The organism is Streptomyces sclerotialus (assembly GCF_040907265.1).
Classification (GTDB): Bacteria; Actinomycetota; Actinomycetes; order Streptomycetales; family Streptomycetaceae; genus Streptomyces; species Streptomyces sclerotialus.
In genome coordinates this window covers 5027156-5052866 of the sequence record NZ_JBFOHP010000002.1, presented here as the reverse complement: position 1 = coordinate 5052866, position 25711 = coordinate 5027156, and the positions used below count along the sequence as shown (strand labels likewise).

The window sequence follows — 25711 nt, the reverse complement described above, 5'->3', positions numbered from 1 at the left end:
CAGCGCCTCGTCCGTGCCTCAGAGGATCACGTGCGGCAGGAAGCGGGCGTACTCGTCCGTGACCAGGCCCGCCGACTCCCGGATGCCCAGGCCCGCGGCCTCGTCCTCGACGACCCAGGCGCCCAGGACGACGCGGTTGCCGTCGAAGTCGGGCAGCGGCGCCAGCTCCTGGTAGCAGCAGGCCTCGTCCCGTGCGGCGGCGGCCGGCGCGCCCGGTGGATGGACGGTGACGCCCGCGCCCTCCCGGCCGAGCAGCGGCTTGGCGACGTACCCGGTGGTACGGGCCAGGTCGCGGGGGCCGTCGAGGTAGGCCGGGAGGAGGTTCGGGTGACCCGGGTACAGCTCCCACAAGATCGCCAGCAGCGCCTTGTTGGACAGCAGCATCTTCCAGGCGGGCTCGATCCAGAGGGTGGAGCCCGTACCGCCGCCGTTGTCGAGGGTGTCCAGGACGTGCGGGCCGAAGCGGTCGGTGGCCAGCCACTCCCAGGGGTAGAGCTTGAAGCAGGCCCGGACGAACTTCAGCCGCTGGTCGACGAAGCGCCCGGCGAGCCGGTCCCAGCCGATCTCCTCCATGGAGATCGCGATCGTCTCCAGGCCCGCCTGCTGCGCGGTCTCGATGAGGTAGGCGACGGTCATCAGGTCCTCGCCCAGCTCGTCCCCCGCGGAGTGCGCGAAGTGCAGCGGCGCGCCCGGCGGCAGCAGCTTCGCCTGCCGCTTCCAGGCGTCGACCAGCCGCTCGTGGAGGGAGTTCCACTGGTCGGCGCCGGGGAACCGCTCCTCCATCCAGAACCACTGCGGACTCGCCGCCTCGACGAGCGAAGTGGGTGTGTCAGCGTTGTACTCCAGCATCTTCGCCGGGCCCGTGCCGTCGTAGCGCAGGTCGAACCGTCCGTAGAGGGAGGGCAGTTCGTCCCTGCGCCGCCATGCCTCGGCTATCAGCCCCGCCAGGCGCGGGTCGTCGATGCCGAGGTCGGCGAAGCGGTCGTGCTCGACGATGTGCGCGGCCGCGGCCAGACACATGCCGTGCAGCTCCTCGACGACCTCCTCCAGCGCCTCGACCTCGGCCAGGCTGAACTCGTAGTACGCGCTCTCGTCCCAGTACGGGCGCAGCGAGTCGTCCGGGTAGCGGGTCAGGGGGTAGATCAGCCCCTGCGCCTCGACGGTCTCCTGCCAGCCCGGGCGGGGTGTGATGGTGTGCCGCCGCATCGCCGCCCGCCGCTCAGCCGCCGGCCGACCCCGAGCAGCCGAAGCCGCCCCGGTCCACCGCCTGGCTCTTGCTGAACGTGCCGTAGTCGGCGTAGCCGCGGTCGACGTCGGCGTCGTAGTACCACTGGCCGTCGATCTGGCGGCCGCCGGACCTGCCGCCCTTCTTGCCGCCCTTGGCCGCCGAAGTGCCGCCGCTGGTGCAGTTCTTGCTGTCGACGACGCGGTAGCCGGTGAGCGCGTCGTAACTGCCGCGGTCCACGCACCGCTTGTCCGGCTCGGACCCGCAGGAGGTGAGGGCGGCGGCCAGCGCGCCCATCCCGCCCAGGATCACCGTGCTCGACCGCAGCCGCCGCCGTACCTTTTCCGCCATTTCTCGAACTCCCCCGTGAAACCGGTGACTCGGTGGAACACTTCCGCCTCAGCAGCCTAGACGCCCTGCTCCGCGCCGGGGACGGCCCCCCGCCCGTACCGGCGCCACGGGACGGGAGGTACGGCCCAAAGGGGCGATTACCGGCCGCCCGCGACCCTCAGGACCGTGCCCGTGGCGTACGAGGCGTCCGGCGAGAGCAGCCAGACGATGGCGGCGGCTATCTCGTCGGGAGCGCCGGGACGGCGGAGGGGGATGCCCGGGGCCGCCTGCGCGGCGCGGTCGGGGGCTCCCATGGCGGCGTGCATGTCCGTGTCGATGATCCCCGGGGCGACGGCGTTGACGCGGACGCCGTCCGGACCCAGCTCCTTCGCCAGCCCGACGGTCAGGGCGTCGAGGGCCGCTTTGGACGCGGCGTAGTGGACGTAGTCGCCGGGGCTGCCGAGGGTGGCGGCGGCCGAGGAGACGTTGACGATCGCTCCGGTCCGGCGCGGGGTCATGACCTGCGCTGCACGACGGCAGCAGAGCAGGGCGCCGAGGACGTTGACGTCGAGGACCCGGCGCAGCACGTCGGTGTCGGCGTCGGCGAGCCTGCCGAGCGGGCCGGTCACACCGGCGTTGTTGACCAGTCCGGTGACCGGGCCGAGCCGCTCGGCCGCCGTGTCGAACAGCCGGTCCACGTCGGCCTCTTCGGCGGTGTCGGCCCGCACGGTGACGCAGCGTGCCCCGGCGGCCCGTACCGCCTCGGCCGTCCGCCCGGCGGCCTCGGCGTCCGCCACGTACGACAGGGCCACGTCATGGCCCGCCCCGGCCAGCCGGAGGCAGGTCGCGGCGCCGATGCCGCGGCTGCCGCCGGTGACGAGGGTGACGGGACGGGGGGTGGTCATGTGGCGGCTCCTTGCGGTGGTCGGTCGGGGTGACGGTTTCCGGCGGACCGTTCAGGGGGCGGCGGCAGTGCTCGCAGCAGTGCGTCCAGGGCGCCGGAGAAGGCGTGCTCCGGTGGGTGGCCGTAGCCGACGACGAGGGCGTCCGCGGGCTCGTCGGGAGGGAGCGGCTCGTCAGCGCCGGACGGTCGCGGGGCCGTGAAGGTGGCCAGGCCTTCGAGGGCCAGGCCGTTGCGGCGGGCCGCGCGCAGGGTCGGCCGCTCGGTCCCGGCGGGCAGCTGGAGGACCGCGTGCAGTCCCGCGGCGAGGCCGGTGACCCGGACGTGCGGTGCGCGGGCGGCGAGCGCGGCGGTGAGCTGGTCGCGGCGGCGCCGGTAGCGCAGCCGCATGGTGCGGACGTGCCGGTCGTACGCGCCGCTGGAGAGGAGTTCCGCAAGGGTCAGCTGGTCCAGGGAGCCGGACTGCCACTCGCCGGTGTCCTTCAGCGCGAGCAGCGGCGCGACGAGCCGGTCCGGCAGTACGAGCCAGGACAGGCGCAGGCCGGGGGCGAGGCTCTTGCTGGCGGTCCCCATGTAGACGACGTGCTCGGGGTCCAGGCTCTGCAACGCGCCCACCTGCCGCCCGTCGTACCGGAACTCGCCGTCGTAGTCGTCCTCCAGGACCAGCCCGCCGGTCCGCCGCGCCCAGTCCACGGCGGCGGCGCGGCGGTCCGGGTGCAGCGGCACGCCGGTGGGGAACTGGTGCGCGGGGGTGAGCAGCACGGCCCCGGCACCGGGCCGGCCGGCGAGCAGGTCGGTGCGGGCGCCGTGCGCGTCCACCGGGAGCGGTACGGGGCGCAGCCCCGCGCGGTCCAGGGCGTCGCGGTGGAAGGGCAGGCCGTAGGACTCCACCGCGGCCTCGCGGGCGCCGGACCGCCGCAGCAGCCGGGCGAGCAGCGCCAGGCCCTGCACGAAGCCCGCGCACAGGACGATGCGGTCGGGGTGGGCGTACACGCCACGGGCCCGGGCGAGGTAATCGGCGAGTACGGCACGCAGCTCGGGCCGCCCGGCCGGGGAGCCGTACCCGAACGCCTCACCCGGCGCGACGGTCAGCGCCTGCCGGGCCGCGGCGAGCCAGGCGGTGCGAGGGAAGGCGGAGACGTCGGGGGTGCCCGCGGTGAGGTCGTAGGCCGGCGGGGGCGGTGCGGCGGGCGGCCGGGCCCGCGTGCGCGCCGGTTCCGGTGCTGCCGGGCGCCGCGGCACGCGCTCCGCCACTCGGGTGCCCGATCCCTGGCGGGCGGTGAGCCAGCCCTCGGCGACCAGCTCGGCGTAGGCCTCGGCGACGGTGTTGCGGGCCAGGCCCAGGTCGGCGGCAAGGGTGCGGGAGGACGGCAGCCGGGTGCCGGGGGCGAGCCGCCCGGTGCGCGCCGCGTCCCGCAGCGCGTGCACCAGGGCGGCGCGTCTGCCCTGGGTGCCGGGCAGATCCAGGTACAGATCGCGCCCGAAAGCGGCCCAGGAATCGGTCATGGAAATGGACCATACCGAGGGACCGGTCCGGACGTAGCGTCGGACTCATGACGACGAACACGACGACCGGCCAGGGCGCCGGTACGCACGGCCCCCGCCTGAACTGGTCCGAGCACGCCCCCGAGGTCATGAAGGCCATGATCCGCCTGGAGACGGCGGCCAGGAAGGGCCTCGACCCCGCACTGGTCGAGCTGGTCAAGATCCGGGCCTCGCAGCTCAACCACTGCGCGTACTGCATCGACATGCACATCACGGACGCCCGTAAGGCCGGCGAGACCGAGCAGCGGATCTACTTCCTGAACGCCTGGGAGGAGGCCGCCGAGGCGTACACCGAGAAGGAGCAGGCGGCGCTCGCGCTCACCGAGGCCGTCACGGTCCTCACCGACGGCTTCGTGCCGGACGCGGTGTACGCGCGTGCCGCCGCGCACTTCGAGGACGCCGAGCTGGCCCAGCTCATCGCCCTGATCACCACCATCAACGCCTGGAACCGCTTCGGCGTGACCTGCCGGCTGACGCCGGAGTCCCTGAAGTGACGGCGGCGCGGCTGCGCGCCCTGCACCACGGGCGGGCCCCCGGGGACCCGCTCGTGCTGCCCGGCCCCTGGGACGCCGCGAGCGCGCGGGTCTTCGCGGAGGCCGGGTTCGAGGCGTTGGCCACGCCGAGCGCGGGCATCGGCGAGTCGCTGGGGTACGGGGACGGGCACACCCCGGCGGACGAGATGTTCGCCGCGGTCGCCCGGATCACCCGGGTGGTCGACGTGCCGGTCACCGCCGACGTGGAGGCGGGGTACGGGCTGTCCGCCAAGGAGCTGGTCGAACGGCTCCTGGAAGCGGGGGCCGTGGGCTGCAACCTGGAGGACTCCGACGCGGCGACCGGCACGCTGCGCGATCCGGCGGAGCAGGCGGAGTGGCTCGCCGAGGTGCGGGCCGCCGCCGGGGACGCACTGGTGATCAACGCCCGGATCGACACGTTCCTGCGCGGGGTGGCGGGGGCCGGGCCCGCCGTGGAACGGGGACTGCGGTACGTCGCGGCGGGCGCGGACTGCGTGTACCCGATCCTCGCGCCGCCGGAGCTGCTGGCCGAGCTGGCCGCGGGCATCGGCGCGCCGGTGAATGCCGTCGCCCTGCCGGGCGGACCGTCCCCGCGCGAGCTGGGGGCCGCGGGCGCCTCCCGCGTGACCTTCGGCGGCGGGCTGCAGCGCCAGGCCATGGAGACGCTGCGCGGGGTGGCGGCGGCGCTGCGGGCGGGCTGACCGTACGCGGTGGCCGCTTCCGTACGGGTACGGAAGCGGCCACCGGTCGGTCCTACCGCCGTCCGCCGTGCGTCACCGTCCGGCGAACTTCTTGCTGATCGCGTGGAACACGCCCTCGGCCTCGGGGCCGAGCTGCGGTCCGGCCAGCCAGGTGTGGTCCAGCGAGCCGATGGAGCTGTTGGAGACCAGGGCGAGTTCGCCGTCGCGGCTGGCGAACCAGCCGCCGCCGGAGGTGCCGCCGGTCATGGTGCAGCCGATCCAGTGCATGGCCGGGGTGCCCTGGGCCATCGTCAGCCGCACGGGCCGGTCGAGGCAGTTCATCATCTTCGCGCCGTCGTACGGGGGCGCCGCCGGGTAGCCGATCGCCTTGGTGGAGCTGATGCCGCCACTGCCCGACGGGGCATCGAACCAGACCGGCACCGAGGCGCCGACGGTCTCCTCCAGCGACTTGCCGCCGCCGTTCTCCGGCTTCACGTGCAGCACGGCGAAGTCGTAGGCGGACGCGGCGTTGCCGGTGCGTCCGCCGCCGTCGATCCACTGCGAGGAGGTCTGGGACCAGTCGGCCCACCAGGTGCCGTACGGGGTGATGTTCTGCTGCGAGGAGGCGGAGACCTGGTTCGCGGGCAGTCCGTTGTCGTTGTACGACGGGACGAAGACGATGTTGCGCATCCAGCCGCCGCTCTTGCCGGTGTGCACGCAGTGGCCCGCGGTCCACACCAGGTTGGACTTCCCCGGGTTGGCCGGGTCGGAGACGACGGTGCCGGAGCAGACCATGGGGCCGTCGGGACTGTCGAAGAAGATCTTCCCGACGGGCGCCATGTGCTCGTGGTACGGGCGCTCGACCTGCTGCGCGGTCACCGGGCGCGGCTCGGGGTCGGTGGCGCCCGGGCCGCCGCCGGAGCCGGCGCTCTGCGTGGTGACCACGGGCGCGTCCTCGGCCTTCGCCATCCGGGACGGCTTCCACAGGTCCTTGATGATCGGGTTGGCGAACTCGGACGCCTTCCGGGCCCAGGTCTCCTTGTCCCAGTCCTGCCAGCCGCCCTGCTCCCACTTCTTCAGCGCGTCCAGGCTGTTGGGCAGGCCGTTGGGCAGCTTGGGCGTGTCCGGCGACCCGCCGGCCTCGGCCGCGCTGTCCTGGCCCGCTGCCTTGGTGTCCTCGGGCCCGCACGCGGTGGCGGTGACGAGCAGCGCGGCGACCGCGACGGCGGCTGCCGCGGTACGGCGTATGGATGACATGGAACCTTACTCCCCGTTATGAACCGGTTTTTGTCATGACCCCATTCAGGGCCCGCCCTACTATGCCGGTAACCAGGGGTCGACGCGCGAGGAGGAGTCTGTGATGCACGTCTTACTGGAGACGGAACGGCTGCGCCTGCGCGCATTCACCGGTGCGGATCTGGACAATCTGCGTGAGCTGCACGGGGATTCCGAAGTCATGCGATTTCTGGACGGCGGCCCGCCGACACCGGACGCACTCGTCACCCATTATTCGCACCCGGGGCATTTCGGTTACTGGGCCGCGGAGGAACGTGCCACCGCCGCATTTCTCGGCTGGTTCGAATTCCGGCCCGTGCGCGACGGCCGTACCGACGAGGTCGAGCTCGGGTACCGGCTCCGGCGCTCCGCCTGGGGGAGGGGCTACGCCACGGAGGGCTCCCTGGCGCTGCTCCACAAGGGCTTCACCGAGCTGGGCGTGGTGCGGGTGACGGCCACGACGATGGCCGTGCACACCGGTTCCCGCCGGGTGCTGGAGAAGTGCGGACTGCGGTACGTCCGCACGTTCCACGAGGAATGGCCCGACCCCCTCCCGGGCGCCGAGCACGGCGATGTCGAATACGCGCTGACGGCCGAGGAACGGTCCCGGTCCGGATGACGACGGCCGGGCACCCCCTGAGGGATGCCCGGCCGCTTCACCGCCACTCTCGGCGGATCACTTCTTCGGCAGCCACTTCTGCCATACGTCCCGGTTCTTCTTCACCCAGCTCGCGGCCGCGTCCTCCGCGGACATGTGCTTGTCGGCGATGAGCTCGGAGACGTAATTCTGGTCCTCCACCGACCACTTGAAGTTCTTCAGGAACTTCGCGGCCGGGCTGTCGCCCTTGGCGAAGTCGGCGTTGAAGAACTTCTTCAGCGGGGTCGTCGGATAGGCGCAGTCGATCGACTCCGGGTCCTTGGTGCCCTTCTCCGCACACTCGTCGGTGTACTTCGGGAGCTTGACCTCCTCCAGCGGCAGCTGGTTGAAGAGCCAGTGCGGCGCGTACCAGTACGTCAGGAAGGGCTTCTTCTCCTTGGCGAACTGCTGCATCTGCGTGATCTGCGCCGCCTCGGAACCGGCGAAGACGACCTCGTAGTCCAGCTTGAGGTTCTTCACCAGCGCCTTGTCGTTGGTGACGTAGGACGGCGAGCCGTCCATCAGCTGGCCCTTGTTCCCGCTCTCCGCGGTCCGCAGCTGCTTGGCGTACTTGTTGAGGTTCTTCCAGTTCAGTACGTCCGGGTGCTTGTCGGCCCAGTACTTCGGGACCCACCAGCCGATGTGGCCGTCCACGCCCAGGTCGCCGCCGTCGACGATGGTCTTCTTCTCGTCGACGTACATCTTCTCCTGGGCCGGGTGACCCCAGTCCTCCATGATCGCGTCGACCCGGCCCTGGCTCAGCGCGTCCCAGGCCGGGGTCTCGTCCACCTGGACGGTGTCGACCTGGTAGCCCAGCTCGTGCTCCAGCAGGTACTTGGCGACCGCGACGTTGGACTGCGCGCCCACCCACGTCTGCGTGGAGAGGGTGACCGTCTTGGTACCGGCCGCCGCGGCGAACGGCGACGTCTGCTTGGTCATGTCGGCCTTGCCGCAGCCGCTGAGGGCCAGCAGTACGGCTCCGGTCAGCGCCGTGGCGCCGACGGCCGTGGTCCGCTTACGCATACGGGTCATGGCTCAGGCTCCCTTCCCCGCGCGGCGGTCCGTCGGCTGCGTCACCCGGTCGAGCATCAGGCCCAGGCAGACGATGGCGATACCGGCGATCATGCCGAGACCCAGGTCGCCCTTGGACAGGCCGGTGACGACGTCGTAGCCGAGCGCGCCACCGCCCACCAGGCCGCCGATGATGACGACGGCGAGGACCAGGACGACGCCCTGGTTGACGGCCAGCAGCAGCGCGGGCTTGGCCAGCGGCAGCTGCACCTGGCGGAGCTGCTGCCAGCGGGTGGCGCCGAGCGACCGGGCGGACTCCATGGCGGCCGGGCTGACCTGGCGCAGGCCCTGGGTGGTGATGCGGATGACGGCGGGCAGCGCGTAGACCACGGCCGCCGCCGCGGCCGGGGCGCGGCCCACGCCGAACAGCGCGACCACCGGGATCAGGTACACGAACTGCGGCATGGTCTGGCAGACGTCCAGCACCGGCCGGAGGATCTTCTCCATCCGGGCGCTGCCGGCCGCGAGCACGCCCACGCCGATGCCGACGACCAGCGTGACGACCAGCGCGGACAGCACCTGCGACAGGGTGTTCATGGACGGCACCCAGACGCCCAGCACGCCGATGACGGCGAGCGCGACGGTCGCGGTGAGCGCGGTGCGCCAGGTCCCGATCAGCCAGGCCAGCGCGGCGACGATCAGCAGCGCGCCCCACCAGGGCAGCGCGGTCAGGCCGTCGCGGAGCGGGTTGAGCACCCAGGAGGTGAAGCCCGCTGCCCAGTCGGCGGTGCCGCCGATGACGGGGATGCCGGAGTAGAGGTGGTCCACCATCCACTCCTTGAAGTGGTTCACCGGCGGGGCGATGTCGACGACGGCGCCGGACGGCCAGATCAGCGAGCCGGCGAGGCGGCCCGCGAGGACGGCGAGCGCGGTCACGACGGCGACGGCCGGCCAGACGAACCGGCCGCGCAGCCAGGCAGGTCCGGTGCCCTGCCCGTCGCCGAGCCGCTCGCCCGCCTTGGCGGTGGTGCGGTCCATGACGATGGCCAGCAGCACGATCGGGATCGAGGCGGCCAGCGCCGAGCCGACGTCGACGGAGGCCAGCGCCTGGTACACGCGGTCACCGAGGCCGGCGGCGCCGATCATCGAGGCGATGACCACCATGGACAGCGCCATCATGATCGTCTGGTTGACGCCGAGCAGCAGCTCCTTGCGGGCCAGCGGCAGCCGGGCGGTCAGCAGCCGCTGCCGGCCGGTGGCGCCGAGCGAGGAGACGGCCTCCAGCACGCCGGCGTCGGCGCCGCGCAGGCCGAGCGCGGTGAGCCGGGCCATCGGCGGGGCCGCGTAGATCACGGTGGCGAGCAGCGCGGCGGGGACGCCGATGCCGAAGACCATGACGAACGGCAGCAGGTACGCGAAGGCCGGCAGCACCTGCATGGTGTCCAGGACCGGCCGCAGCAGGCGGAACATCCGGTCCGAGAGACCGCCGGCGAGGCCGAGGACGGCACCCACGACGATCGAGACGAGGACCGAGACGACCATCAGCGCGATGGTCTGCATGGTCGGCACCCACATCCCGAGCACGCCGCTGACCGCCAGCGACAGCAGCGCGGTGACGGCGATGCGCAGGCCCGCGACGCGCCAGGCGACGAGGGTGACCAGTGCGGTCACGCCGGTCCAGCCCAGGGCGAGGAGGCAGAGGTAGACGGCGCGTACGGAGATGACCACGCCGTTGGAGAGGTGGCCGAGGAAGTAGACGAAGAACCAGTGCGAGTCGCGGTTGTCCACGATCCAGGTGCTGGCGTCGCCGAACGGACCGGAGAGGTCGACGGTCAGCGCGTCCGGCCAGACGCCGCTCGCCCATTTGGCGTTGACGAGCGGGACGAGAACGGCCGCGGCGACGGCGAGGACGAGCAGCTTGCCGAGGGCGCCGTGGCGCAGCGAGGCGGTGAGGCGGGCCGCGCGCGGGGAGGCGCCGGCCGCCGCGGTGGCGGGGCTGGTCGTGGCGGCGCTCATACGCGCCCCCGCTTCGCGCTGCCGGTCGGCACGTTCAGCGCGGCGGCGCGCTGGGCCTCGTGCCAGTACCGGCGGGCCGCTGCGCGCAGCCCTCGCAGGGACAGCGGCCGGACGGCCGCGGTGCGGGCTCTCAGGTTCGGTGTCACGGGGACGGTGGGGACGGTACGGGGATGCATCAGGCGGCCGCCTTTCCCTCGGCGGGATCGCCTTCGTCGAGCCGGGCCACCACGTTGAGCAGACAGGCGTGGTCCACGACACCCACGCAGCGGCCGTCCTCGACGACGCGCGCCGCGCCGCCGGAGCGGGCCACGGTCTCGATGGCGTCGGAGATCAGCGTGTCGGGGGCGAGCGCGGCGCCCTCGTCGGCCTCGCCGGACTCGGCGGGCCGCATGGCGCGGCGTACGGTCAGGACCTGCTCGCGCGGCACGTCGCGGACGAAGTCCCGGACGTACTCGTCGGCCGGCGAGCCGACGATCTCCTCGGGGGTACCGAGCTGGACGATCTTCCCGTCCCGCATCAGGGCGATGCGGTCGCCGAGCAGCAGGGCCTCGGCGAGGTCGTGGGTGATGAAGACCATCGTGCGGCCCTCCTCCTTGTGCAGGCGGATGACCTCCTCCTGCATGTCGCGCCGGATGAGCGGGTCCAGCGCGCTGAAGGGCTCGTCGAAGAGCAGGATCTCGGGGTCGACGGTGAGCGCGCGGGCCAGGCCGACGCGCTGCTGCTGGCCGCCGGAGAGCTGGCCGGGGCGGCGCTGTTCCAGGCCGCCGAGGCCGACCTTCTCGACCATCTCCATGGCCTTGGCGCGGCGTTCGGCCTTGCCGACGCCCTGGATCTCCAGGCCGTACGCCACGTTGTCCAGCACCGAGCGGTGCGGCAGCAGGCCGAAGTGCTGGAAGACCATGGCGGCGCGGTGCCGGCGCAGCTCGCGCAGCGCGGACTTGTCCATGCCGCGCACGTCCTCGCCGTCCATCTCGAGGTCGCCGCTGGTCGGCTCGATGAGCCGGGTCAGACAGCGGACGAGGGTGGACTTGCCGGAGCCGGAGAGGCCCATGACGACGAAGACCTCGCCCTTCTTGACGTCGAAGGTGACGTCCCGGACGGCGGCGGTGCAGCCGGTCTTCTCGCGCAGCTCCTGCGCGGAGAGCTCGGTGAGCGAAGCGTCCTCCGGGATCTTCTCGGCCTTGGGCCCGAAGACCTTCCACAGGTGGCGGACGGCGAAGACGGCGTCCTGCCCGGGCGCCGGTGCGGCGGGCGTGGCGGGGGACTTGTCGTTGGCGGATGCGCCGATGACGGTGCCGGCCATCACGCATCACCTCCCTGGGTCGGGGTCTCGGTGAGAATCTCGGCGCACTTCTCCCCCACCATCAGCACGCCGATCATCGGGTTCACAGCGGGCATCGTCGGGAAGACGGACGCGTCCGCGATACGGATACCGTTCAGCCCGCGGATCTTCAACTGCGGGTCGACGACGGCCAGTTCGTCATCCGCGGCACCCATCTTGCAGGTACCGGCGGGGTGGTACACGGTGTGCGCGGCCTTGCGCACGAGCTCGCTGATCTCCGCGTCGTCGGTGACGTCCGGGCCGGGGAAGACCTCGCGCTTGAGCCACTTCTTGAACGGCTCGGCCTCGGCGACCTTCCGGGCCAGCTTGATGCCGTCGACCAGGGTCTGCCCGTCGTAGTCGCCCTCGTCCTCGAAGTACTTGAAGTCCAGCGCGGGCTTGACCTCGGGGTCCGCGGAGGTCAGGTAAAGGCGGCCGCGGGCGCGGGACTTGGGGATGTTCGGGGTCATCGACACGCCGTGCTCGGGGCGTTCGTAGCCCAGCCGCTCGGGGTTGTCGGTGAAGGGGATCTGGTAGAAGTGGAACATCAGGTCCGGGCCCTTGTGGTCCGGGTCCCGCTTCACGAAGAGGCCCGCGTCGGAGTCCATCGCGGAGTTGCCCGGGAGCGGCCCGTTGGTCTCCCAGACGATGACCGACTCGGGGTGGTCGATGAGGTTCTCGCCGACGCCCGGCAGGTCGAGCTTGCACTCGATGCCCAGCGCCTCCAGGTCCTTCCTCGGACCGATGCCGGAGTGCATCAGCAGCCGCGGGGTGTCCACCGCGCCGGCGCAGACCAGCACCTCGCGGCCGGCCTCCAGGTAGATCTCCTCGCCGTCCTTGGTGCGGACGTGGACGCCCTTGGCGGTGGTGCCGTCCAGCTCCAGCTTGTACGCCCAGGTCTCGAGCAGCAGCGTGAGGTTCGGGCGGTCACCGGCCTCCATGTGCGGGTGCAGGTACGCCACCGACGCGGACGACCGCTTGTTGTTCTCCGGGTGGTACGACAGGTCGAAGAACCCGACGCCCTCCTCGAACGGCTGGTCGTTGAAGCCGACGACCTCGGGGACGTCCAGGGCGTCCTTGACGGCCTCGATCCAGTCCGTGGCGATCTGGTTCTGGTCCTTCTTGGCCACGCGCACGATGTTGTTGCGCAGCTTGCCGAAGTACGGGTCCATCGCCTTGGCGTTCCAGCCGGTGGCGCCCGCCGCTTCCCACTCGTCCCAGTCGGACGGCAGCGGCTTGAAGGAGATGAGGGTGTTGTGCGAGGAGCAGCCGCCGAGGACCTTGGCGCGGCTGTGCAGGATGTGCGAGTTGCCGCGCGGCTGCTCGGTGGTCGTGTACTCGTAGTCCAGCTCGCCGCCGAGCAGGCCGAGCCACTTGCGCAGCGTCAGCACGTCCTCGCGGTCGATGTCGGACGGGCCGCCCTCGATGACGGCGACGGTGACGTCGGGGTCCTCGGTCAGGCGGGAGGCGATCACCGATCCTGCGGTGCCGCCGCCGACGATCACGTAGTCCGCTGACATCTTCTTCGCTGCTGCGGGAGGCATGGGGAGCTCCTTGTGGTTTTTCAACGTGCGTGCGGTTGCGCAGTTCTTGGGAGCGGATGCGCTCGGCCGGTGGGCGGGAGGGCCCGGCGTGGGCGAGCGGTGACGCGCTGCGGGGCTGCGGATCCGCGGGGCCGCTTCGTTGCGGCCGGGAGATTCAGGGGGCGGGCCGGGCCTGCGGGGGTACGGGTGCGGCCGGGCCCGCGGGAGGGGCGGGCTTGCGGGTGTCCGGGCGGGCCGCGACGGTGCTGCGGCCCACCCGGTCACCGCGAGCGGGTCAGCCCGCGAACCAGCGCACCGGCTCCGGGCGCAGGTTCTCGTAGATGTGCTTGCTCTCGCGGTACTCGTCCAGACCGGCCGGGCCCAGCTCGCGGCCGATGCCGGACTTGCCCATGCCGCCCCACTCCGCCTGCGGGAGGTAGGGGTGGTAGTCGTTGATCCAGACGGTGCCGTGGCGCAGCCGGGCCGCGACGCGGCGGGCGCGCGCGGTGTCGCCGGACCACACCGCGCCGGCCAGGCCGTACTCGGTGTCGTTGGCGAGCGCGACGGCCTCGTCCTCGGTGGTGAAGGTCTCCACCGTCAGGATCGGCCCGAAGGTCTCCTCGCGGACGACCTTCATGTCGCGGTGGCACTGGTCCAGGATGGTCGGCTGGTAGAAGTAGCCGCCCTCGGGCCGGACGTCGGAGGGCTTGGGGCGGGAGCCGCCGCAGCGCAGCCGGGCGCCTTCCTTGAGCGCGGACTCGACGTACGCCTCGACCTTGTCCAGCTGCTGCTGAGAGACCAGCGGGCCGCACTCGACGCCCTCTTCGGTGCCGCGGCCGAGCTTGATGCGCTCGGCACGGCGGGCCAGCTCGGCGACGAAGCGGTCCTTCACCGAGGCCTGGACGATCAGCCGCGCACCGGCCGAGCAGACCTGCCCGCTGTGGATGAAGGCGGCGTTCAGCGCCTGGTCGACGGCGGTGTCGAACTCCTCGTCCGTGGCACAGGCGTCCGCGAACACCACGTTGGGGTTCTTCCCGCCCAGCTCCAGGGCGATCTTCTTCGCGCCGGACACGGCGGCGGCGCCCGCCTTCGTACCGCTGACCACACCACCGGTGAAGGAGAACAGATCCACATCCGGGTGCTCGGCCAGCCGCTGCCCGACGGGCACGCCCGCGCCGGTGACGATGTTCGCGACGCCGTTCGGCAGCCCGGCCTCCACCAGCAGCTTCACCAGGTGCACGGTGGACATCGGCGTGACCTCGCTGGGCTTGATCACGAAGGTGTTGCCGGCCGCCAGCGCCGGGGCGATCTTCCAGCTGGCCTGCAGCAGCGGGTAGTTCCAGGGCGTGATCATCGCGCAGACGCCGACCGGCTCGTACACGACGACGCTGTGCACGTCCTCGCTGCCCGCGTCGACGACCCGGCCGCCGCTCTCGTTCATCACGAGGTCGGCGAAGTACCGGAAGGCGTTGGTCACGTCGTCGACGTCGACGCGCCCCTCCTCCAGGGTCTTGCCGGTGTCGCGGCTCTCGATGAGCGCGATCTCCTCGCGGTCCCGCTGCAGCAGGTCCGCGACGCGGCGGAGCAGCGCGGCCCGCTCGGCCGCCTGCGTACGGGGCCACTCGCCGGCCCCGCCGTCGAACGCCCGGGACGCCGCGGCGACGGCCGCGTCCACGTCCTCGACGCCACCCTCCGACACGTTCGCCAGCACCGTCGCATCGGCGGGGTCGAGGACCTCCCGCGTGGCGTCGGATGCGGCGGCGCGCCACACCCCGTCTACGTGAATGGTCTCGATTGCCGACACGTCCGCTCAGCCTTCCACTTCTACTTGCCGTTCTGTGCCTGCCGGTTCACACCAGCAACATCGACCCCTCCCCCTTTATCCGTTCCTCATGCGCAAAACTTCACGGAAGGTGACGGGAGTCACGGAATCGTTATCGGTACGCCAGCGTTTGTCCCGTTATCGTGATTCGATGCGCACTACAGCGGGGTGATCGTCGCCGTCGGCACACGACGAGAGCCCCGGAAACGCGACGAGCCCGTACCGCTCACCTCTCGGTGAGTCGGTACGGGCTCGGGTTCACCCGAAGGGGTCGGGTCAGATCAGGCCCAGGCCGCGGACCGCGTCGCGCTCCTCGGTGAGCTCCTTGACCGAGGCGTCGATGCGGGCGCGGGAGAAGTCGTTGATCTCCAGGCCCTGGACGATCTCGTACTTGCCGTCCTTGGTGGTGACCGGGAAGGAGGAGATGATGCCCTCCGGCACGCCGTAGGAGCCGTCCGAGGGGATACCCATCGAGGTCCAGTCGCCGGCGGCGGTGCCGTTCACCCAGGTGTGGACGTGGTCGATGGCGGCGTTGGCGGCCGAGGCGGCCGAGGACGCGCCACGGGCATCGATGATCGCCGCACCGCGCTTGGCGACGGTCGGGATGAAGTCCTCGGCGAGCCACTTCTCGTCGTTGACGGCCTCGGCGGCGTTCTTGCCGGCCACCTCGGCGTGGAAGATGTCCGGGTACTGGGTCGCGGAGTGGTTGCCCCAGATCGTGAGCTTCTTGATCTCGGAGACCGGGACGCCGGTCTTCTTCGAGAGCTGCGAGAGCGCGCGGTTGTGGTCCAGGCGGGTCATCGCGGTGAAGCGCTCGGCCGGTACGTCCGGCGCGGCGGCCTGGGCGATCAGCGCGTTGGTGTTGGCCGGGTTGCCGACGACCAGGACCTTGATGTCGTCCGCCGCGTGGTCGTTGATGGCCTTGCCCTGCGGCTTGAAGATGCCGCCGTTGGCCTCCAGCAGGTCACCGCGCTCCATGCCCTTGGTACGGGGGCGGGCGCCGACGAGGAGGGCGACGTTCGCGCCGTCGAAGGCGACGTTCGGGTCGTCGGTGATCTCGATGCCCTGGAGCAGCGGGAAGGCGCAGTCGTCGAGCTCCATCGCGGTGCCCTCGGCGGCCTTCAGGCCCTGCGGGATCTCCAGCAGCCGCAGCTTGACCGGCACGTCGGCGCCGAGCAGGTGACCGGAAGCGATGCGGAAGAGGAGTGCGTAGCCGATCTGGCCGGCGGCGCCGGTGACGGTGACATTGACGGGAGTGCGGGTCATGGCGATCTCCTGCGGCGAGTTCTTCTGGGGGCAAGCCCCAGAGCCACCATGGTTGCGGTGGGCGGTGGGTGTTCCTGCCCATGTATACGGAGCCCCTCGACACCTCGATGTATCTCGGTATCAAGAGACCCGGGCGTCAGGCTATCGGACGGCGGCGCGCGTCCGGTGACAGGCCGGTGTGTGACTCCTCACCGGCCGTCACCCCACCGGTCGCCGGCCGCGCGCCCGGGGACGCGCAGCCGGCCCGCGGCAGGGGTGGGCGGCCGTCCGCGACAAGGAGGGGGAGCGCAAACGGCCGCCGGGTGGTGCCACGCCCGTGGGGGGGCCGACCGGTCGTCTGCCCCGGATCGGCCGGGCCATGCCACCCGGTTCCGCGGTACGCCCCGAACGGCTCACCCCCCGTCGCCCGTCCCGCCCCGCTCCGGTCAAGGGCCGGTGGCCGGGGCCGACCCGGTGGCCGGGGCCGACCCGGTGTCCGCAGCGGCCCGCGGCGCCGTGCAGCTCTGGTAGCCGGCGTTCGTCGTACCGCACGCCCTGACCTTCTCCGGCGCGCCGCTGACCCGCACCATCGCGGTGTACGCCGAACCGTCCCGGCCCGCCGTCGCCTCCTCCGTACGCCCGCCGGAGGTGACGGTGGCCCGGTCGCCCTGGGCCGCACCCGTGACGCGGGCCCAGGCGGTACCGCAGACCTTGCTGTACCTGACCTCGATCAGCGCCCTGCCCATCACACCGCGGGACGGCGTGGTGGCCTGGTCACCGCCGCACCCCATCTCCTCGGGGTCCTTGCCGGCGCAGCCGGCTCCGGTGCACTTCACACCGGCCGGCAGCGCCGGTTCCTCGGACGGGACGGGCGCGGGCGCGGGTTTCGCCTGCTGTCCGCCGTTCCCGGCGCCGAGCAGCAGTACGGCGGCCGCGATGAGCAGCAGCGCCCCGACGACCCCGGTCACGAACATCGTGACCCGGCGGCGGCGCTCCGGGTCCTGCGGCCCGGCGGGGAAGGGCGGGCCGGGCTCGGCAGGGACGGACGAAGGAGATGTCGGCGGAACGGCGGGCGCGGGGTGCGCGCCGAGGGCCGCGAAGCCGGCCGCGGCGGGGGCCGCTGAGGCCTCTGGAGCCTCTGGAGCGCGCTGGTGCGGCACTCTCGCCGCGGCCGGTGCCTCGGGCGGTACAGCCGGTGCCTCGGGCTGCACGGCCGGTGCCTCGGGCGCCGCCGGGGCTGAGGCCACCGGCGGTGCGGCGGTCACGTGCGCGGCGCCGCCCGGGCCGCCGGACCGCTTGCCGGACCGCTTCGCGGTGTCCGGCGCCGGGCCGAACTCCCCCAGCGCGGCCCGTGCCTCGGCCACCCGTATCGCTTCCATCGTGACGTCGTGCCGCATCTCCGCCCGGCTCCAGGCGCGTTCGGCCAGCTCCCACAGGGTGGTGAGGTGACCGGAGTGCGCGCCCGTCACCTCGGCCAGCGCCACCACCGCACGCCGCGGTGGCAGCAGCCGCCCGTTGAGGTACCGCTCCCAGGACGTCTTGCTGTAGCCCGTACGGTCCGCGACGGCCGATATGCTCAGGCCGCTGCGCTCCACCAGCCTGCGTAACTGACCGGCGAACTCCCTCACTTGCGGATCGAGTTCGTCCGGTAGCGCCCTCCAGCGAGGCATTGCCTCCCCCTAACCCCCCGAACTGCTGCGGTCATCCGTTGAGATGCCACACGTCAGGATGCCAGTTCCCAGGGAGGGGGCGCAGGGAAGCGTTCACGCTTCGGACACGCACCTCCGCGCGCCGGACACGTACGGAGCCGCCGGCTCCGGCCGGTGCCGGGAGGCCCGGCACCGGCCCAAGGGTCAGGGCCCGGGAGGCTCATGGCCGCCGGGGGAACGGAAGCACCGCTGCCGGGCGCCGTCCGCCGGGTCGAGGCAGAGCGTGATCCCGCCGCCTGCCGACGCGGCCGACATGGGCGTCACCAGGTACCCCCCGGCGTCGTACGCGTCGGCCACCCGCACCGTCCGCGGCCGCTCCCCCGGCACGGTCAGCACCACCCGGTCACCGACCCTGCCGTGCGTGATCCGGCCCCACGCCGCGCGGCAGACCGTGCTGTACCGGATCTGGAGCCGCACCCCGCCGGGGACCGTCCGCTCCAGCGGAGTCACCAGCCGCCCCGCGCCGCCGCACCGCATGGACTCCGGGTCCTCGCCCGCACAGGCCGCGCCCCGGCAACCGGCCGAGGAAGAAGCGGACGCGGGCACCGCCCCGGCCGCGGGCCGCCGCTCCCCGGCCCCCTCCCCCGGCACGGCGAGCAGCACCGCCGTGAACGCGGCGGCCGCGGCACCGGCGGCGACACCCGCGGTGGCCGCGGCCCGCCGCCCGTGCCGTACCGGCTTCGGCTTCGGCTGCGGGCCGTCGGCCGGGGCCGCCCGCGCCGTCTCCGGCGCCGCCTCCGCCGGTACGGCCGCCGCCACGGAACCGGCGGCCCCCGCGCGCCCGCTCCAGGCGTGGTCGGCCAGCTCCCACAGCGCGAGGAGCCGCCCCGGTGGCTGCTGGGCCAGGCGGCACAGCGCCGCGACCGCGTCCCGCGGGGGCAGCTTCTTCCCGTTGAGGTACCGCTCCCAGGACGACTTGCTGTACGGGGTACGCGCGGCCAGCGCCGCCAGGCTCAGCCCCGTACGCGTCCGCAGCTCCCGCAGCCCTTCGGCCAGCCGGACGGTCTCGACCTGTCCCGGCGTCCGGGCGCCGCTCACCGGCGCAGCACCTTCCACGTGTCGGGCCCCACGATGCCGTCGGCAGGCAGTCCGCTCGCCGCCTGCAGCCGCTTCGCGGCGCGCATCGTCCGCTCGCCGACGATGCCGTCCACCGTGCCCGGGTCGTAGCCGTGGTGACGCAGCAGGCACTGGGCCTCGACGACCTCCCAGCCCCCTACCCCGCCGGCCAGCACCGCCTCGACCGACCTGCTGTGCCCGGCGGACAGCGTCCCGGCCTCCGTGCGGCCGACCTCGCAGCCGAACGTCTGGCCGGGCGTGGGCCGGAAGGCACCGGCCGAGGCGCCCGACACGCCGGCCTGCCCCGCCGGGGCGCCCTGCCAGGGGCGGAGTACGAGCAGCGCGACGGCGGCCGCCAGGAGGGCCGCCGTGAGGCCCGCGACGACCAGCGTCCGCACGCGGCGCTGCGGGGCGGGAACGGCCTCGGACGCGGGCCTCCCGTCCGGCGCCGGCGGTCCCTCGGGCGCGGGCGGCCCGTCCGCGGCAGGTGCCTCCTGGTGGCCGGGCGGCGGAGCCGCGGGCGTCTCCGGTGCCGGCCGGTGGGCTTCCTGCCAGGCCGCCGCCGCGACCTCGTGCAGGGCCAGTGACCGGGTCGGGTCGGCGCCGCACAGCCGTGCGAGCGCCTCGACCGCGTCCCGTGGCGGCAGCTTCTTGCCGTTGAGATAGCGCTCCCAGGACGACTTGCTGTACGCGGTCCTGGCGGCCAGCGCGGCCAGACTGAGGCCACTGCGGTCCTTCATTCCCCTGAGCTGTACGACCAGTTGCCGCACCCGCTGGTCGAGCGGTGCGGGCAGCTCCTGCCAACGCGACATGTCCCACCCCGTACGCGTCGAAAGTCCCCCGAGGCGTCATGCCCCCTGTGGTGCGGATGATGCCCACGAGCGGCCGCCCGGTTCCCTCTGCCGCGGTTCCCGCACCGCGCGGTGCAGCGTGCGGCGTCCCGCACGCGTCCCACGCCGGCGTCCCCGCTCCCGGCGTCCCAGCAGGTCAGCCCCTGGTACGTCCCACGATCGCCCAACTCCCGCCGGAACGATGGCAGTTCCTCAGCCGCGGGCCGCACAGTCGTCATCGGAAACCGGGCGGCGCGGTCCACCCCGCACCGCCCCCGACACGGGGAGGAACCCACCATGAACGCACGCAAGCGGATCGCGATCGGCATCTGCACCGTCACGCTGGCGGCCGGGCTGGGCGGCGGGACCGGAACGGCCGCCGCGGCCCCGGCGCAGGCGACGGTCAAGGCGAGCTGCCCGTCAGGCGCGCTGTGCCTGTGGCAGGACAGCGACTTCCGCGGCCGCCGCCTGGTCTTCCGGGACACCGGCTACTGGCAGTACCTCAACCGGTACGGCTTCTCCCACAGCGTGTCCTCGTACTGGAACCGCCGGGGCGACGACGCGGCCTTCCTCAGCCACTCGGGGCGGAAGATCTGCATCGACGGCAGCGAGCGCAACGGCCGGATGGGCGGCTGGAACGACCAGGTGAAGGCGGTCTACCTGGCACGCACCGGCAGCAACTGCTGAACGGAACGGGGCCGCGCGGCGCTCAGCGGCCGCGCGGCCCGGCTCACAGGCGCACGATGCGCACTCAGCGCACCGTGAAGTGCACGACGTCGTCCAGGAACGGCAGCGTCAGCCAGGGATCGGGCTGGATCATGAACGCCAGCATCACGATGACGAAGCCGAGCCCGCCGTACGTCGCCATGTCCGTGAAGCGTGACCGCACGGCGAGCATCCCGACGGACGGCAGGACGCGCCGCAGCACGGCACCGGCCAGCAGCGCCAGCCCGATCAACAGCGTCCCCGCCCGGAAGGCGTCGAAGGCGATCACCAGCAGGCCGAGCGCGACCCCGCCGATCACCGTGAGCAGCGGCCACTGCCGGACCGGCGCGGGCGCGTCACCCGGCGCCGCGCGGCCGCCGCCCTGCGGGCGTGCGGTGTCCTTGGTGAACAGCGGAAAGCGGCGCGTGAGGCGCTGCGGCCTGGACACCCCTTCCGAGTGCGCTCCGGCGTTCATACGCTGGCTGCCCCTTCTGTCGTCCGTACCCCGTCGGCCCGCCGTGGCTCAGCCGGCCGCGCGCTCGGCGGCCTCGACCACGTTGACCAGCAGCATGGCGCGGGTCATCGGGCCGACGCCACCCGGGTTGGGGGCGACCCAGCCGGCCACCTCGCGCACGCCCGGGTGCACATCGCCGACGATCTTGCCGTTCTCGTCCCGGCTGACGCCGACGTCCAGGACGGCCGCGCCCTCCTTGACGTACTCCGGCTTGATCAGGTGGGGCGAGCCGGCCGCCGCCACGATGATGTCGGCTTCCTTGAGGTGCTTGGCGAGGTCCCGGGTGCCGGTGTGGCACTGGGTCACGGTGGCGTTCTCGGACTTCCGGGTGAGCAGCAGCGGCATCGAGCGGCCGATGGTCACGCCGCGGCCGACCACGACGACCTCGGCGCCCTTGATCTCGACACCGTACTGGCGCAGCAGCCGCAGGATGCCGTTCGGGGTGCAGGGCAGCGGGGCCGCCTCGTTGAGCACCAGGCGGCCGAGGTTGGTGGGGTGCAGGCCGTCGGCGTCCTTGGCCGGGTCGATCAGCTCCAGGACGCGGTTCTCGTTGATGCCCTTGGGCAGCGGCAGCTGGACGATGTAGCCGGTGCAGGCCGGGTCCTCGTTCAGCTCGCGGACGGCCGCCTCGATCTCCTCCTGGGTCGCGGTGGCCGGCAGCTCGCGCTGGATGGACGCGACGCCGATCTCGGCGCAGTCGCGGTGCTTGCCCGCGACGTACTTCTGGCTGCCGGGGTCCTCGCCGACCAGGATGGTGCCCAGACCCGGCTGGACACCCTTCGCCTTCAGCGCCGCCACGCGGGCGGACAGGTCGGACTTGATCGCGGCGGCGGTGGCCTTGCCATCGAGAATCTGGGCGCTCATGGGTCCTATCCTCCCGGATGACGGCGCCGCCGTACCAATCAGGGGCCGGTTCGGGGGTTGACGCGCGTAGAGGTGTCGTGGTTGTCGCGAAGCGAGTACAGAGTCGTCCGGTCTCGGTAACAGGAACGGCACATATCAGGATCAGCCGGCGACCAGTGCCTCTCGTCGGCTGGACAAAGTCTTTATCCGGACTTCACGATGTTGCGTAACGTGCCGCACTCGCAGGAGGGGCCGAATGCGACGGCGGCACGCTCGGGGGAGAACACCAAGCACTCTTCACAGCTCACGCAGCGACGCGGCTGCGAGGGCGGTCAGGTGGCTTCCCGTCGTAACCGTCGGCCCGCCACGTCCCCGCCCGAAGGAAGCCTTCCGTGAGTTACCCTCCGCCGCCCGCCGGCGACCAGAACAACCCCTACGGCCAGCAGTCTCCCCAGGGCCAGCCCGGCTACGGCTACCCCCAGCAGGCCCCCCAGGGCGTCCCGCCCCAGCAGGGCTACGGCTACCCGCAGCAGCAGGCGTACCCGCAGCAGCAGTACGGCGGCGGCTACCCGGCCGCCCCGCAGACGATGCCGGGCGGTGTGAAGGCCGCGCAGATCATCATGTTCGTCATGTCCGGCCTCCAGGTGCTCGCCGGGATCGGCGCGATCATCGGCGGCGCGGTCATCGGTAACGAGCTGTCCGACGCGTCCTCCGAGTACGGCACCACCACCGACACCAGCTCGCTGGCCGCGATCGGCACCGGCGTCTTCATCGTCATCGGCATCCTGGCACTGGCCTTCGCCGTCTGGGGCATCCTCACCGCCGCCAAGTTCTCCAGCGGCCGCGGTGGCGTCCGTATCTCGGCGATCATCTACGGCTCGGTGACGATCCTGGGCAGCCTGATCAACCTGTTCGCGCTGTTCAACCCGCTGGCCCTGGTCTCCCTCGCCGTGGGTGTCCTGGTCATCGTGTTCGTCGTCAAGTCCGACGGCGCCGCCTGGTTCAGCCGGCCGCGCGCCTGACGCTCAGCGGACAGCGCAGGGCCCGTACCGCCTCGGCGGTACGGGCCCTGCGTCATTGCACGGGCAGCCGTCAGACGCTCAGCGAGCGCGCGTAGTTGACCTGCTGCATGACCTGGTACGGCACGCTCTCGTGCGTCGCCGGGATCATCGTCGAGTGGTACTTGCCGCCGCTGTTCACCGTCACCTGGACGTGCCCCGTGGTGGTCTTCTCCTTCATCAGGAGGAAGAGCAGGCCGAGGAAGCAGAAGAGGAAGAAGACGACGGTCAGGACGATCGCGTACGTCGGCATCTTCTCCTCGGTGCGCGACATGTCCGTGACGGTCCACACCGCGCCCTTCAGGGGCAGTTGGCCGGCCGGCGTGATGATGCCGTCGGGGGTGACGGTGATGTCACCGAGCACCATGAGGGGCTGGGCGTAACCGCCCGGAGCACCCGCCTGGCCGGGGGCGCCCTGCGGGTAGCCGTACCCGGGTGCGCCCGGGGGCGGGGAGCCGGGCCCCGGGTAACCGTAGGCGGCGCCCGGAGGAGGGCCCTGCGGGGGCGGCGGCGTCCCTCCTGGAGGTGGCTGGTCCGCAGGCCCGAAGCCGCCGTGCGGTGGCGTGTTTCCGTCACTCATACGGCGGAGTATGCCGCATGCACGGGAGGCGCGTCGCCCCGTGAGGCGAGGGCCGCCCCACCCGTAGGTGCGGCGGCCCTCGCCTTCGTACGCGGTGCCCGCGGCTCAGTGGAAGAAGTGCCGCGTGCCCGTGAAGTACATCGTCACGCCCGCCTTCCGGGCGGCCTCGACCACCTGCTCGTCACGGACCGAACCGCCCGGCTGGACAACGGCCTTGACGCCGGCCTCGGTCAGGACCTCCAGGCCGTCGGGGAAAGGGAAGAACGCGTCGGAGGCGGCGTAGGAGCCGCGCGCCCGCTCCGCACCCGCACGCTGGACGGCGAGCTTGGCGGAGTCCACGCGGTTGACCTGGCCCATGCCGACGCCGACCGTGGCGCCGTCCTTGGCGAGCAGGATCGCGTTGGACTTCACGGCGCGGGAGGCGCGCCAGGCGAAGGCCAGCTCGGCGAGCTCGTCGGCGGAGAGCGCCTCGCCCGTGGCGAGCGTCCAGTTGGCCGGGTCGTCGCCGTCGGCCTGGAGGCGGTCGGTGACCTGGAGCAGCGCGCCGCCGTCGATGGCCTTGACCTCGACCGCGGTCTTCGGGGCCTCGGGGGCGCGCAGCACGCGGATGTTCTTCTTCTTGGTGAGGGCCTCCAGCGCGCCGTCCTCGTAGTCCGGCGCGACGATGACCTCGGTGAAGATCTCCGCGACCTGCTCGGCCATCGCCTTGCTGACCGGGCGGTTGACGGCGATCACGCCGCCGAAGGCGGACAGCGGGTCGCACTCGTGGGCGCGGCGGTGCGCCTCGGCGACGTCCGCGCCGATGGCGATGCCGCAGGGGTTGGCGTGCTTGATGATCGCGACGCAGGGCTCGGCGTGGTCGTACGCGGCACGGCGGGCTGCGTCCGTGTCCGTGTAGTTGTTGTACGACATCTCCTTGCCGTGCAGCTGCTCGGCGTCGGCGAGGCCACCCTTGCCGTCCACGTACAGCGCGGCGCCCTGGTGGGGGTTCTCGCCGTACCGCAGGACGTTCTTGCGCGCGTAGGTGGCGCCGGTGAAGGACGGGAAGCCGCTGTCGTCCGCGGCCGCGTAGTCGTCGGCGAACCAGGACGCCACGGCCACGTCGTACGAAGCGGTGTGCTGGAAGGCCTCGGCGGCCAGGCGCTTACGGGTGGCCAGGTCGAAGCCGCCCTCGGAGGCGGCCTCGAGCACGTCCTCGTAGCGGGCCGGGTTGACGACGACGGCCACCGAGGGGTGGTTCTTGGCGGCGGCGCGGACCATCGACGGGCCGCCGATGTCGATCTGCTCGACGCACTCGTCCGGGGTCGCGCCCGAGGCGACGGTCGCGGCGAACGGGTAGAGGTTGACGATCACCAGGTCGAACGGCTCGACACCCAGGTCGGAGAGCTGCTTCCGGTGGTCCTCCAGGCGGAGGTCGGCCAGGATGCCGGCGTGCACCTTCGGGTGCAGCGTCTTCACGCGCCCGTCCAGGCACTCGGGGAAGCCGGTCAGCTCCTCGACCTTGGTGACGGGGACGCCGGCCCCGGCGATCTTCCCGGCGGTCGAACCGGTGGACACGAGCTGGACGCCCGCCGCGTGCAGCCCCTTCGCCAGCTCTTCCAGCCCGGTCTTGTCGTAGACGCTGACCAGCGCGCGGCGGATGGGCCGCTTGGTACCTTCGGCGGTCTCGGTCACGGGATAACTACCTTTCGTCCCTCAGTGCGGTAGCCGTTACGGGCCAGACGCCCCACGACATCGACGAGCAGCGAACGCTCGACTTCCTTGATCCGCTCGTGCAGCGCGGATTCGTCGTCCTCGTCCCGGACCTCGACCACGCCCTGGGCGATGACCGGACCGGTGTCGACGCCGTCGTCGACGAAGTGGACGGTGCAGCCGGTGACCTTCGCGCCGTACGCGAGCGCGTCGCGTACGCCGTGGGCACCGGGAAAGCTGGGCAGCAGCGCGGGGTGGGTGTTCACCACGCGGCCGCCGTACCGGGCCAGGAACTCCTTGCCCAGGATCTTCATGAAGCCCGCCGAGACGACGAGGTCCGGCTCGTACGCGGCGGTCGCCTCGGTGAGCGCCAGGTCCCACGCGGCGCGATCGGCGTGGTCCTTGACCCGGCAGACGAAGGTGGGCAGCCCGGCGCGCTCGGCGCGCTCCAGGCCGGCGATGGCCTCCCGGTCGGCGCCGACGGCCACGATCTCGGCGCCGTACGCCGCGGCGCCCTGCTCGGCGATGGCGTCCAGCAGCGCCTGGAGATTGGTGCCGGAACCGGACACCAGCGCGACGATCCGGGCCGGGCGGCCCGGCCGGGCGGGCGCGGGGACGGTGAGGGGGGAGGGAGCCACGGCGGTTCTTTCTCGGTCTCGCGAGGTTTGTGTGGTCGTACAA

Annotated in this window: 25 protein-coding genes; 5 read left to right on the top strand and 20 right to left on the bottom strand. The window is 72.5% G+C overall.

The genetic code is table 11. The features are described 5' to 3' along the window. Positions 1-18 precede the first annotated feature (18 nt). The 4 genes from AAC944_RS22440 to pdxR form a co-directional block, all read right to left on the bottom strand. Positions 19-1206, bottom strand: coding sequence for a glutathionylspermidine synthase family protein (locus AAC944_RS22440; RefSeq protein WP_030609634.1), 1188 nt, complete (start codon positions 1204-1206; stop codon positions 19-21). A 13-nt stretch (positions 1207-1219) separates the two neighbouring features. Next, the gene (locus tag AAC944_RS22435) at positions 1220-1576 is read right to left on the bottom strand and encodes a hypothetical protein (RefSeq protein ID WP_030609636.1); all 357 of its coding nucleotides are present in this window, start codon (positions 1574-1576) and stop codon (positions 1220-1222) included. Positions 1577-1713: 137 nt separating this feature from the next. Further along, on the bottom strand, positions 1714-2460 hold the full coding sequence (locus AAC944_RS22430; RefSeq protein WP_030609639.1) for an SDR family oxidoreductase: 747 nt from the start codon (positions 2458-2460) through the stop codon (positions 1714-1716). After that, on the bottom strand, positions 2457-3962 hold the full coding sequence (gene pdxR / locus AAC944_RS22425; protein ID WP_051871480.1) for a MocR-like pyridoxine biosynthesis transcription factor PdxR: 1506 nt from the start codon (positions 3960-3962) through the stop codon (positions 2457-2459). The genes AAC944_RS22430 and pdxR overlap by 4 nt, the downstream gene beginning before the upstream one ends. A 47-nt stretch (positions 3963-4009) precedes the next feature. Here pdxR and AAC944_RS22420 point away from each other — a divergent pair, with 47 nt between their 5' ends. Continuing rightward, positions 4010-4495 carry a carboxymuconolactone decarboxylase family protein gene (locus AAC944_RS22420; RefSeq protein WP_030609645.1) on the top strand — a complete coding sequence of 162 codons (486 nt, stop codon included), beginning with the start codon at positions 4010-4012 and terminating at the stop codon, positions 4493-4495. Next, the gene (locus AAC944_RS22415) at positions 4492-5214 is read left to right on the top strand and encodes an isocitrate lyase/PEP mutase family protein (protein ID WP_030609648.1); all 723 of its coding nucleotides are present in this window, start codon (positions 4492-4494) and stop codon (positions 5212-5214) included. Before AAC944_RS22420 ends, AAC944_RS22415 begins: the two co-directional genes overlap by 4 nt. A 72-nt stretch (positions 5215-5286) precedes the next feature. Here the strand turns inward: AAC944_RS22415 and AAC944_RS22410 are convergent, their stop codons facing one another. Continuing rightward, entirely contained in the window at positions 5287-6450 is a 1164-nt protein-coding gene (locus AAC944_RS22410; protein ID WP_030609651.1) for a trypsin-like serine peptidase, read from the bottom strand. Positions 6451-6553: 103 nt separating this feature from the next. Between AAC944_RS22410 and AAC944_RS22405 the strand changes: the two genes are divergently transcribed. Next, complete coding sequence (locus AAC944_RS22405) at positions 6554-7087, top strand: GNAT family N-acetyltransferase (protein WP_030609654.1); 534 nt, start codon at positions 6554-6556, stop codon at positions 7085-7087. 57 nt (positions 7088-7144) lie between these two features. On the opposite strand, the gene AAC944_RS22400 is transcribed toward AAC944_RS22405, so the two are convergent. From AAC944_RS22400 to AAC944_RS22355, 10 genes are all read right to left on the bottom strand, one after another. Further along, complete coding sequence (locus tag AAC944_RS22400) at positions 7145-8137, bottom strand: ABC transporter substrate-binding protein (RefSeq protein ID WP_030609657.1); 993 nt, start codon at positions 8135-8137, stop codon at positions 7145-7147. A 3-nt stretch (positions 8138-8140) separates the two neighbouring features. After that, the gene (locus AAC944_RS22395) at positions 8141-10132 is read right to left on the bottom strand and encodes an ABC transporter permease (RefSeq protein WP_030609660.1); all 1992 of its coding nucleotides are present in this window, start codon (positions 10130-10132) and stop codon (positions 8141-8143) included. Beyond that, positions 10129-10308, bottom strand: a complete 180-nt coding sequence (locus AAC944_RS22390) for a hypothetical protein (RefSeq protein ID WP_030609662.1) — start codon at positions 10306-10308, stop codon at positions 10129-10131. Before AAC944_RS22390 ends, AAC944_RS22395 begins: the two co-directional genes overlap by 4 nt. After that, on the bottom strand, positions 10308-11435 hold the full coding sequence (locus tag AAC944_RS22385; protein WP_030609666.1) for a quaternary amine ABC transporter ATP-binding protein: 1128 nt from the start codon (positions 11433-11435) through the stop codon (positions 10308-10310). Before AAC944_RS22385 ends, AAC944_RS22390 begins: the two co-directional genes overlap by 1 nt. Beyond that, positions 11435-12997, bottom strand: a complete 1563-nt coding sequence (locus AAC944_RS22380; RefSeq protein ID WP_030609667.1) for a GMC family oxidoreductase — start codon at positions 12995-12997, stop codon at positions 11435-11437. Before AAC944_RS22380 ends, AAC944_RS22385 begins: the two co-directional genes overlap by 1 nt. A gap of 274 nt (positions 12998-13271) precedes the next feature. After that, positions 13272-14780, bottom strand: coding sequence for an aldehyde dehydrogenase family protein (locus AAC944_RS22375; RefSeq protein ID WP_030609669.1), 1509 nt, complete (start codon positions 14778-14780; stop codon positions 13272-13274). A gap of 294 nt (positions 14781-15074) precedes the next feature. Further along, on the bottom strand, positions 15075-16064 hold the full coding sequence (locus AAC944_RS22370) for a malate dehydrogenase (RefSeq protein ID WP_030609670.1): 990 nt from the start codon (positions 16062-16064) through the stop codon (positions 15075-15077). Positions 16065-16489: 425 nt separating this feature from the next. Then, positions 16490-17713, bottom strand: a complete 1224-nt coding sequence (locus AAC944_RS22365) for a helix-turn-helix domain-containing protein (RefSeq protein WP_030609672.1) — start codon at positions 17711-17713, stop codon at positions 16490-16492. 183 nt (positions 17714-17896) lie between these two features. Continuing rightward, complete coding sequence (locus tag AAC944_RS22360; protein WP_051871481.1) at positions 17897-18790, bottom strand: helix-turn-helix domain-containing protein; 894 nt, start codon at positions 18788-18790, stop codon at positions 17897-17899. Further along, the gene (locus AAC944_RS22355) at positions 18787-19620 is read right to left on the bottom strand and encodes a helix-turn-helix domain-containing protein (protein ID WP_030609676.1); all 834 of its coding nucleotides are present in this window, start codon (positions 19618-19620) and stop codon (positions 18787-18789) included. The genes AAC944_RS22360 and AAC944_RS22355 overlap by 4 nt, the downstream gene beginning before the upstream one ends. Positions 19621-19935: 315 nt before the next feature. Between AAC944_RS22355 and AAC944_RS22350 the strand changes: the two genes are divergently transcribed. After that, positions 19936-20325, top strand: coding sequence for a peptidase inhibitor family I36 protein (locus AAC944_RS22350; protein ID WP_030609678.1), 390 nt, complete (start codon positions 19936-19938; stop codon positions 20323-20325). A gap of 64 nt (positions 20326-20389) precedes the next feature. Here AAC944_RS22350 and AAC944_RS22345 read toward each other — a convergent pair whose 3' ends face one another. Next, entirely contained in the window at positions 20390-20818 is a 429-nt protein-coding gene (locus tag AAC944_RS22345; RefSeq protein ID WP_030609680.1) for a DUF3017 domain-containing protein, read from the bottom strand. A gap of 48 nt (positions 20819-20866) precedes the next feature. Next, positions 20867-21721: a bifunctional methylenetetrahydrofolate dehydrogenase/methenyltetrahydrofolate cyclohydrolase gene (locus AAC944_RS22340; RefSeq protein ID WP_030609681.1), complete on the bottom strand. Its 855-nt coding sequence runs from the start codon at positions 21719-21721 to the stop codon at positions 20867-20869. 371 nt (positions 21722-22092) lie between these two features. On the opposite strand from AAC944_RS22340, the gene AAC944_RS22335 reads away from it, so the two are divergent. Continuing rightward, complete coding sequence (locus tag AAC944_RS22335; protein ID WP_030609684.1) at positions 22093-22722, top strand: hypothetical protein; 630 nt, start codon at positions 22093-22095, stop codon at positions 22720-22722. A gap of 70 nt (positions 22723-22792) precedes the next feature. Here the strand turns inward: AAC944_RS22335 and AAC944_RS22330 are convergent, their stop codons facing one another. From AAC944_RS22330 to purN, 3 genes are all read right to left on the bottom strand, one after another. Further along, on the bottom strand, positions 22793-23338 hold the full coding sequence (locus AAC944_RS22330; protein WP_030609686.1) for a hypothetical protein: 546 nt from the start codon (positions 23336-23338) through the stop codon (positions 22793-22795). A 105-nt stretch (positions 23339-23443) separates the two neighbouring features. After that, positions 23444-25012, bottom strand: coding sequence for a bifunctional phosphoribosylaminoimidazolecarboxamide formyltransferase/IMP cyclohydrolase (gene purH, locus AAC944_RS22325; RefSeq protein WP_030609688.1), 1569 nt, complete (start codon positions 25010-25012; stop codon positions 23444-23446). Further along, positions 25009-25668, bottom strand: a complete 660-nt coding sequence (purN, locus tag AAC944_RS22320; RefSeq protein ID WP_030609690.1) for a phosphoribosylglycinamide formyltransferase — start codon at positions 25666-25668, stop codon at positions 25009-25011. Before purN ends, purH begins: the two co-directional genes overlap by 4 nt. Positions 25669-25711: the final 43 nt, after the last annotated feature.

Excerpts from the sequence above, each read along its gene's own strand:
- AAC944_RS22440 (WP_030609634.1), bottom strand. The coding sequence starts at position 1,206 with ATGCGGCGGCACACCATCACACCCCGCCCGGGCTGGCAGGAGACCGTC.
- AAC944_RS22435 (WP_030609636.1), bottom strand. The coding sequence starts at position 1,576 with ATGGCGGAAAAGGTACGGCGGCGGCTGCGGTCGAGCACGGTGATCCTG.
- AAC944_RS22430 (WP_030609639.1), bottom strand. The coding sequence starts at position 2,460 with ATGACCACCCCCCGTCCCGTCACCCTCGTCACCGGCGGCAGCCGCGGC.
- pdxR (WP_051871480.1), bottom strand. The coding sequence starts at position 3,962 with ATGACCGATTCCTGGGCCGCTTTCGGGCGCGATCTGTACCTGGATCTG.
- AAC944_RS22420 (WP_030609645.1), top strand. The coding sequence starts at position 4,010 with ATGACGACGAACACGACGACCGGCCAGGGCGCCGGTACGCACGGCCCC.
- AAC944_RS22410 (WP_030609651.1), bottom strand. The coding sequence starts at position 6,450 with ATGTCATCCATACGCCGTACCGCGGCAGCCGCCGTCGCGGTCGCCGCG.
- AAC944_RS22405 (WP_030609654.1), top strand. The coding sequence starts at position 6,554 with ATGCACGTCTTACTGGAGACGGAACGGCTGCGCCTGCGCGCATTCACC.
- AAC944_RS22400 (WP_030609657.1), bottom strand. The coding sequence starts at position 8,137 with ATGACCCGTATGCGTAAGCGGACCACGGCCGTCGGCGCCACGGCGCTG.
- AAC944_RS22395 (WP_030609660.1), bottom strand. The coding sequence starts at position 10,132 with ATGAGCGCCGCCACGACCAGCCCCGCCACCGCGGCGGCCGGCGCCTCC.
- AAC944_RS22390 (WP_030609662.1), bottom strand. The coding sequence starts at position 10,308 with ATGCATCCCCGTACCGTCCCCACCGTCCCCGTGACACCGAACCTGAGA.
- AAC944_RS22385 (WP_030609666.1), bottom strand. The coding sequence starts at position 11,435 with ATGGCCGGCACCGTCATCGGCGCATCCGCCAACGACAAGTCCCCCGCC.
- AAC944_RS22380 (WP_030609667.1), bottom strand. The coding sequence starts at position 12,997 with ATGCCTCCCGCAGCAGCGAAGAAGATGTCAGCGGACTACGTGATCGTC.
- AAC944_RS22370 (WP_030609670.1), bottom strand. The coding sequence starts at position 16,064 with ATGACCCGCACTCCCGTCAATGTCACCGTCACCGGCGCCGCCGGCCAG.
- AAC944_RS22365 (WP_030609672.1), bottom strand. The coding sequence starts at position 17,713 with ATGCCTCGCTGGAGGGCGCTACCGGACGAACTCGATCCGCAAGTGAGG.
- AAC944_RS22355 (WP_030609676.1), bottom strand. The coding sequence starts at position 19,620 with ATGTCGCGTTGGCAGGAGCTGCCCGCACCGCTCGACCAGCGGGTGCGG.
- AAC944_RS22350 (WP_030609678.1), top strand. The coding sequence starts at position 19,936 with ATGAACGCACGCAAGCGGATCGCGATCGGCATCTGCACCGTCACGCTG.
- AAC944_RS22345 (WP_030609680.1), bottom strand. The coding sequence starts at position 20,818 with ATGAACGCCGGAGCGCACTCGGAAGGGGTGTCCAGGCCGCAGCGCCTC.
- AAC944_RS22340 (WP_030609681.1), bottom strand. The coding sequence starts at position 21,721 with ATGAGCGCCCAGATTCTCGATGGCAAGGCCACCGCCGCCGCGATCAAG.
- AAC944_RS22330 (WP_030609686.1), bottom strand. The coding sequence starts at position 23,338 with ATGAGTGACGGAAACACGCCACCGCACGGCGGCTTCGGGCCTGCGGAC.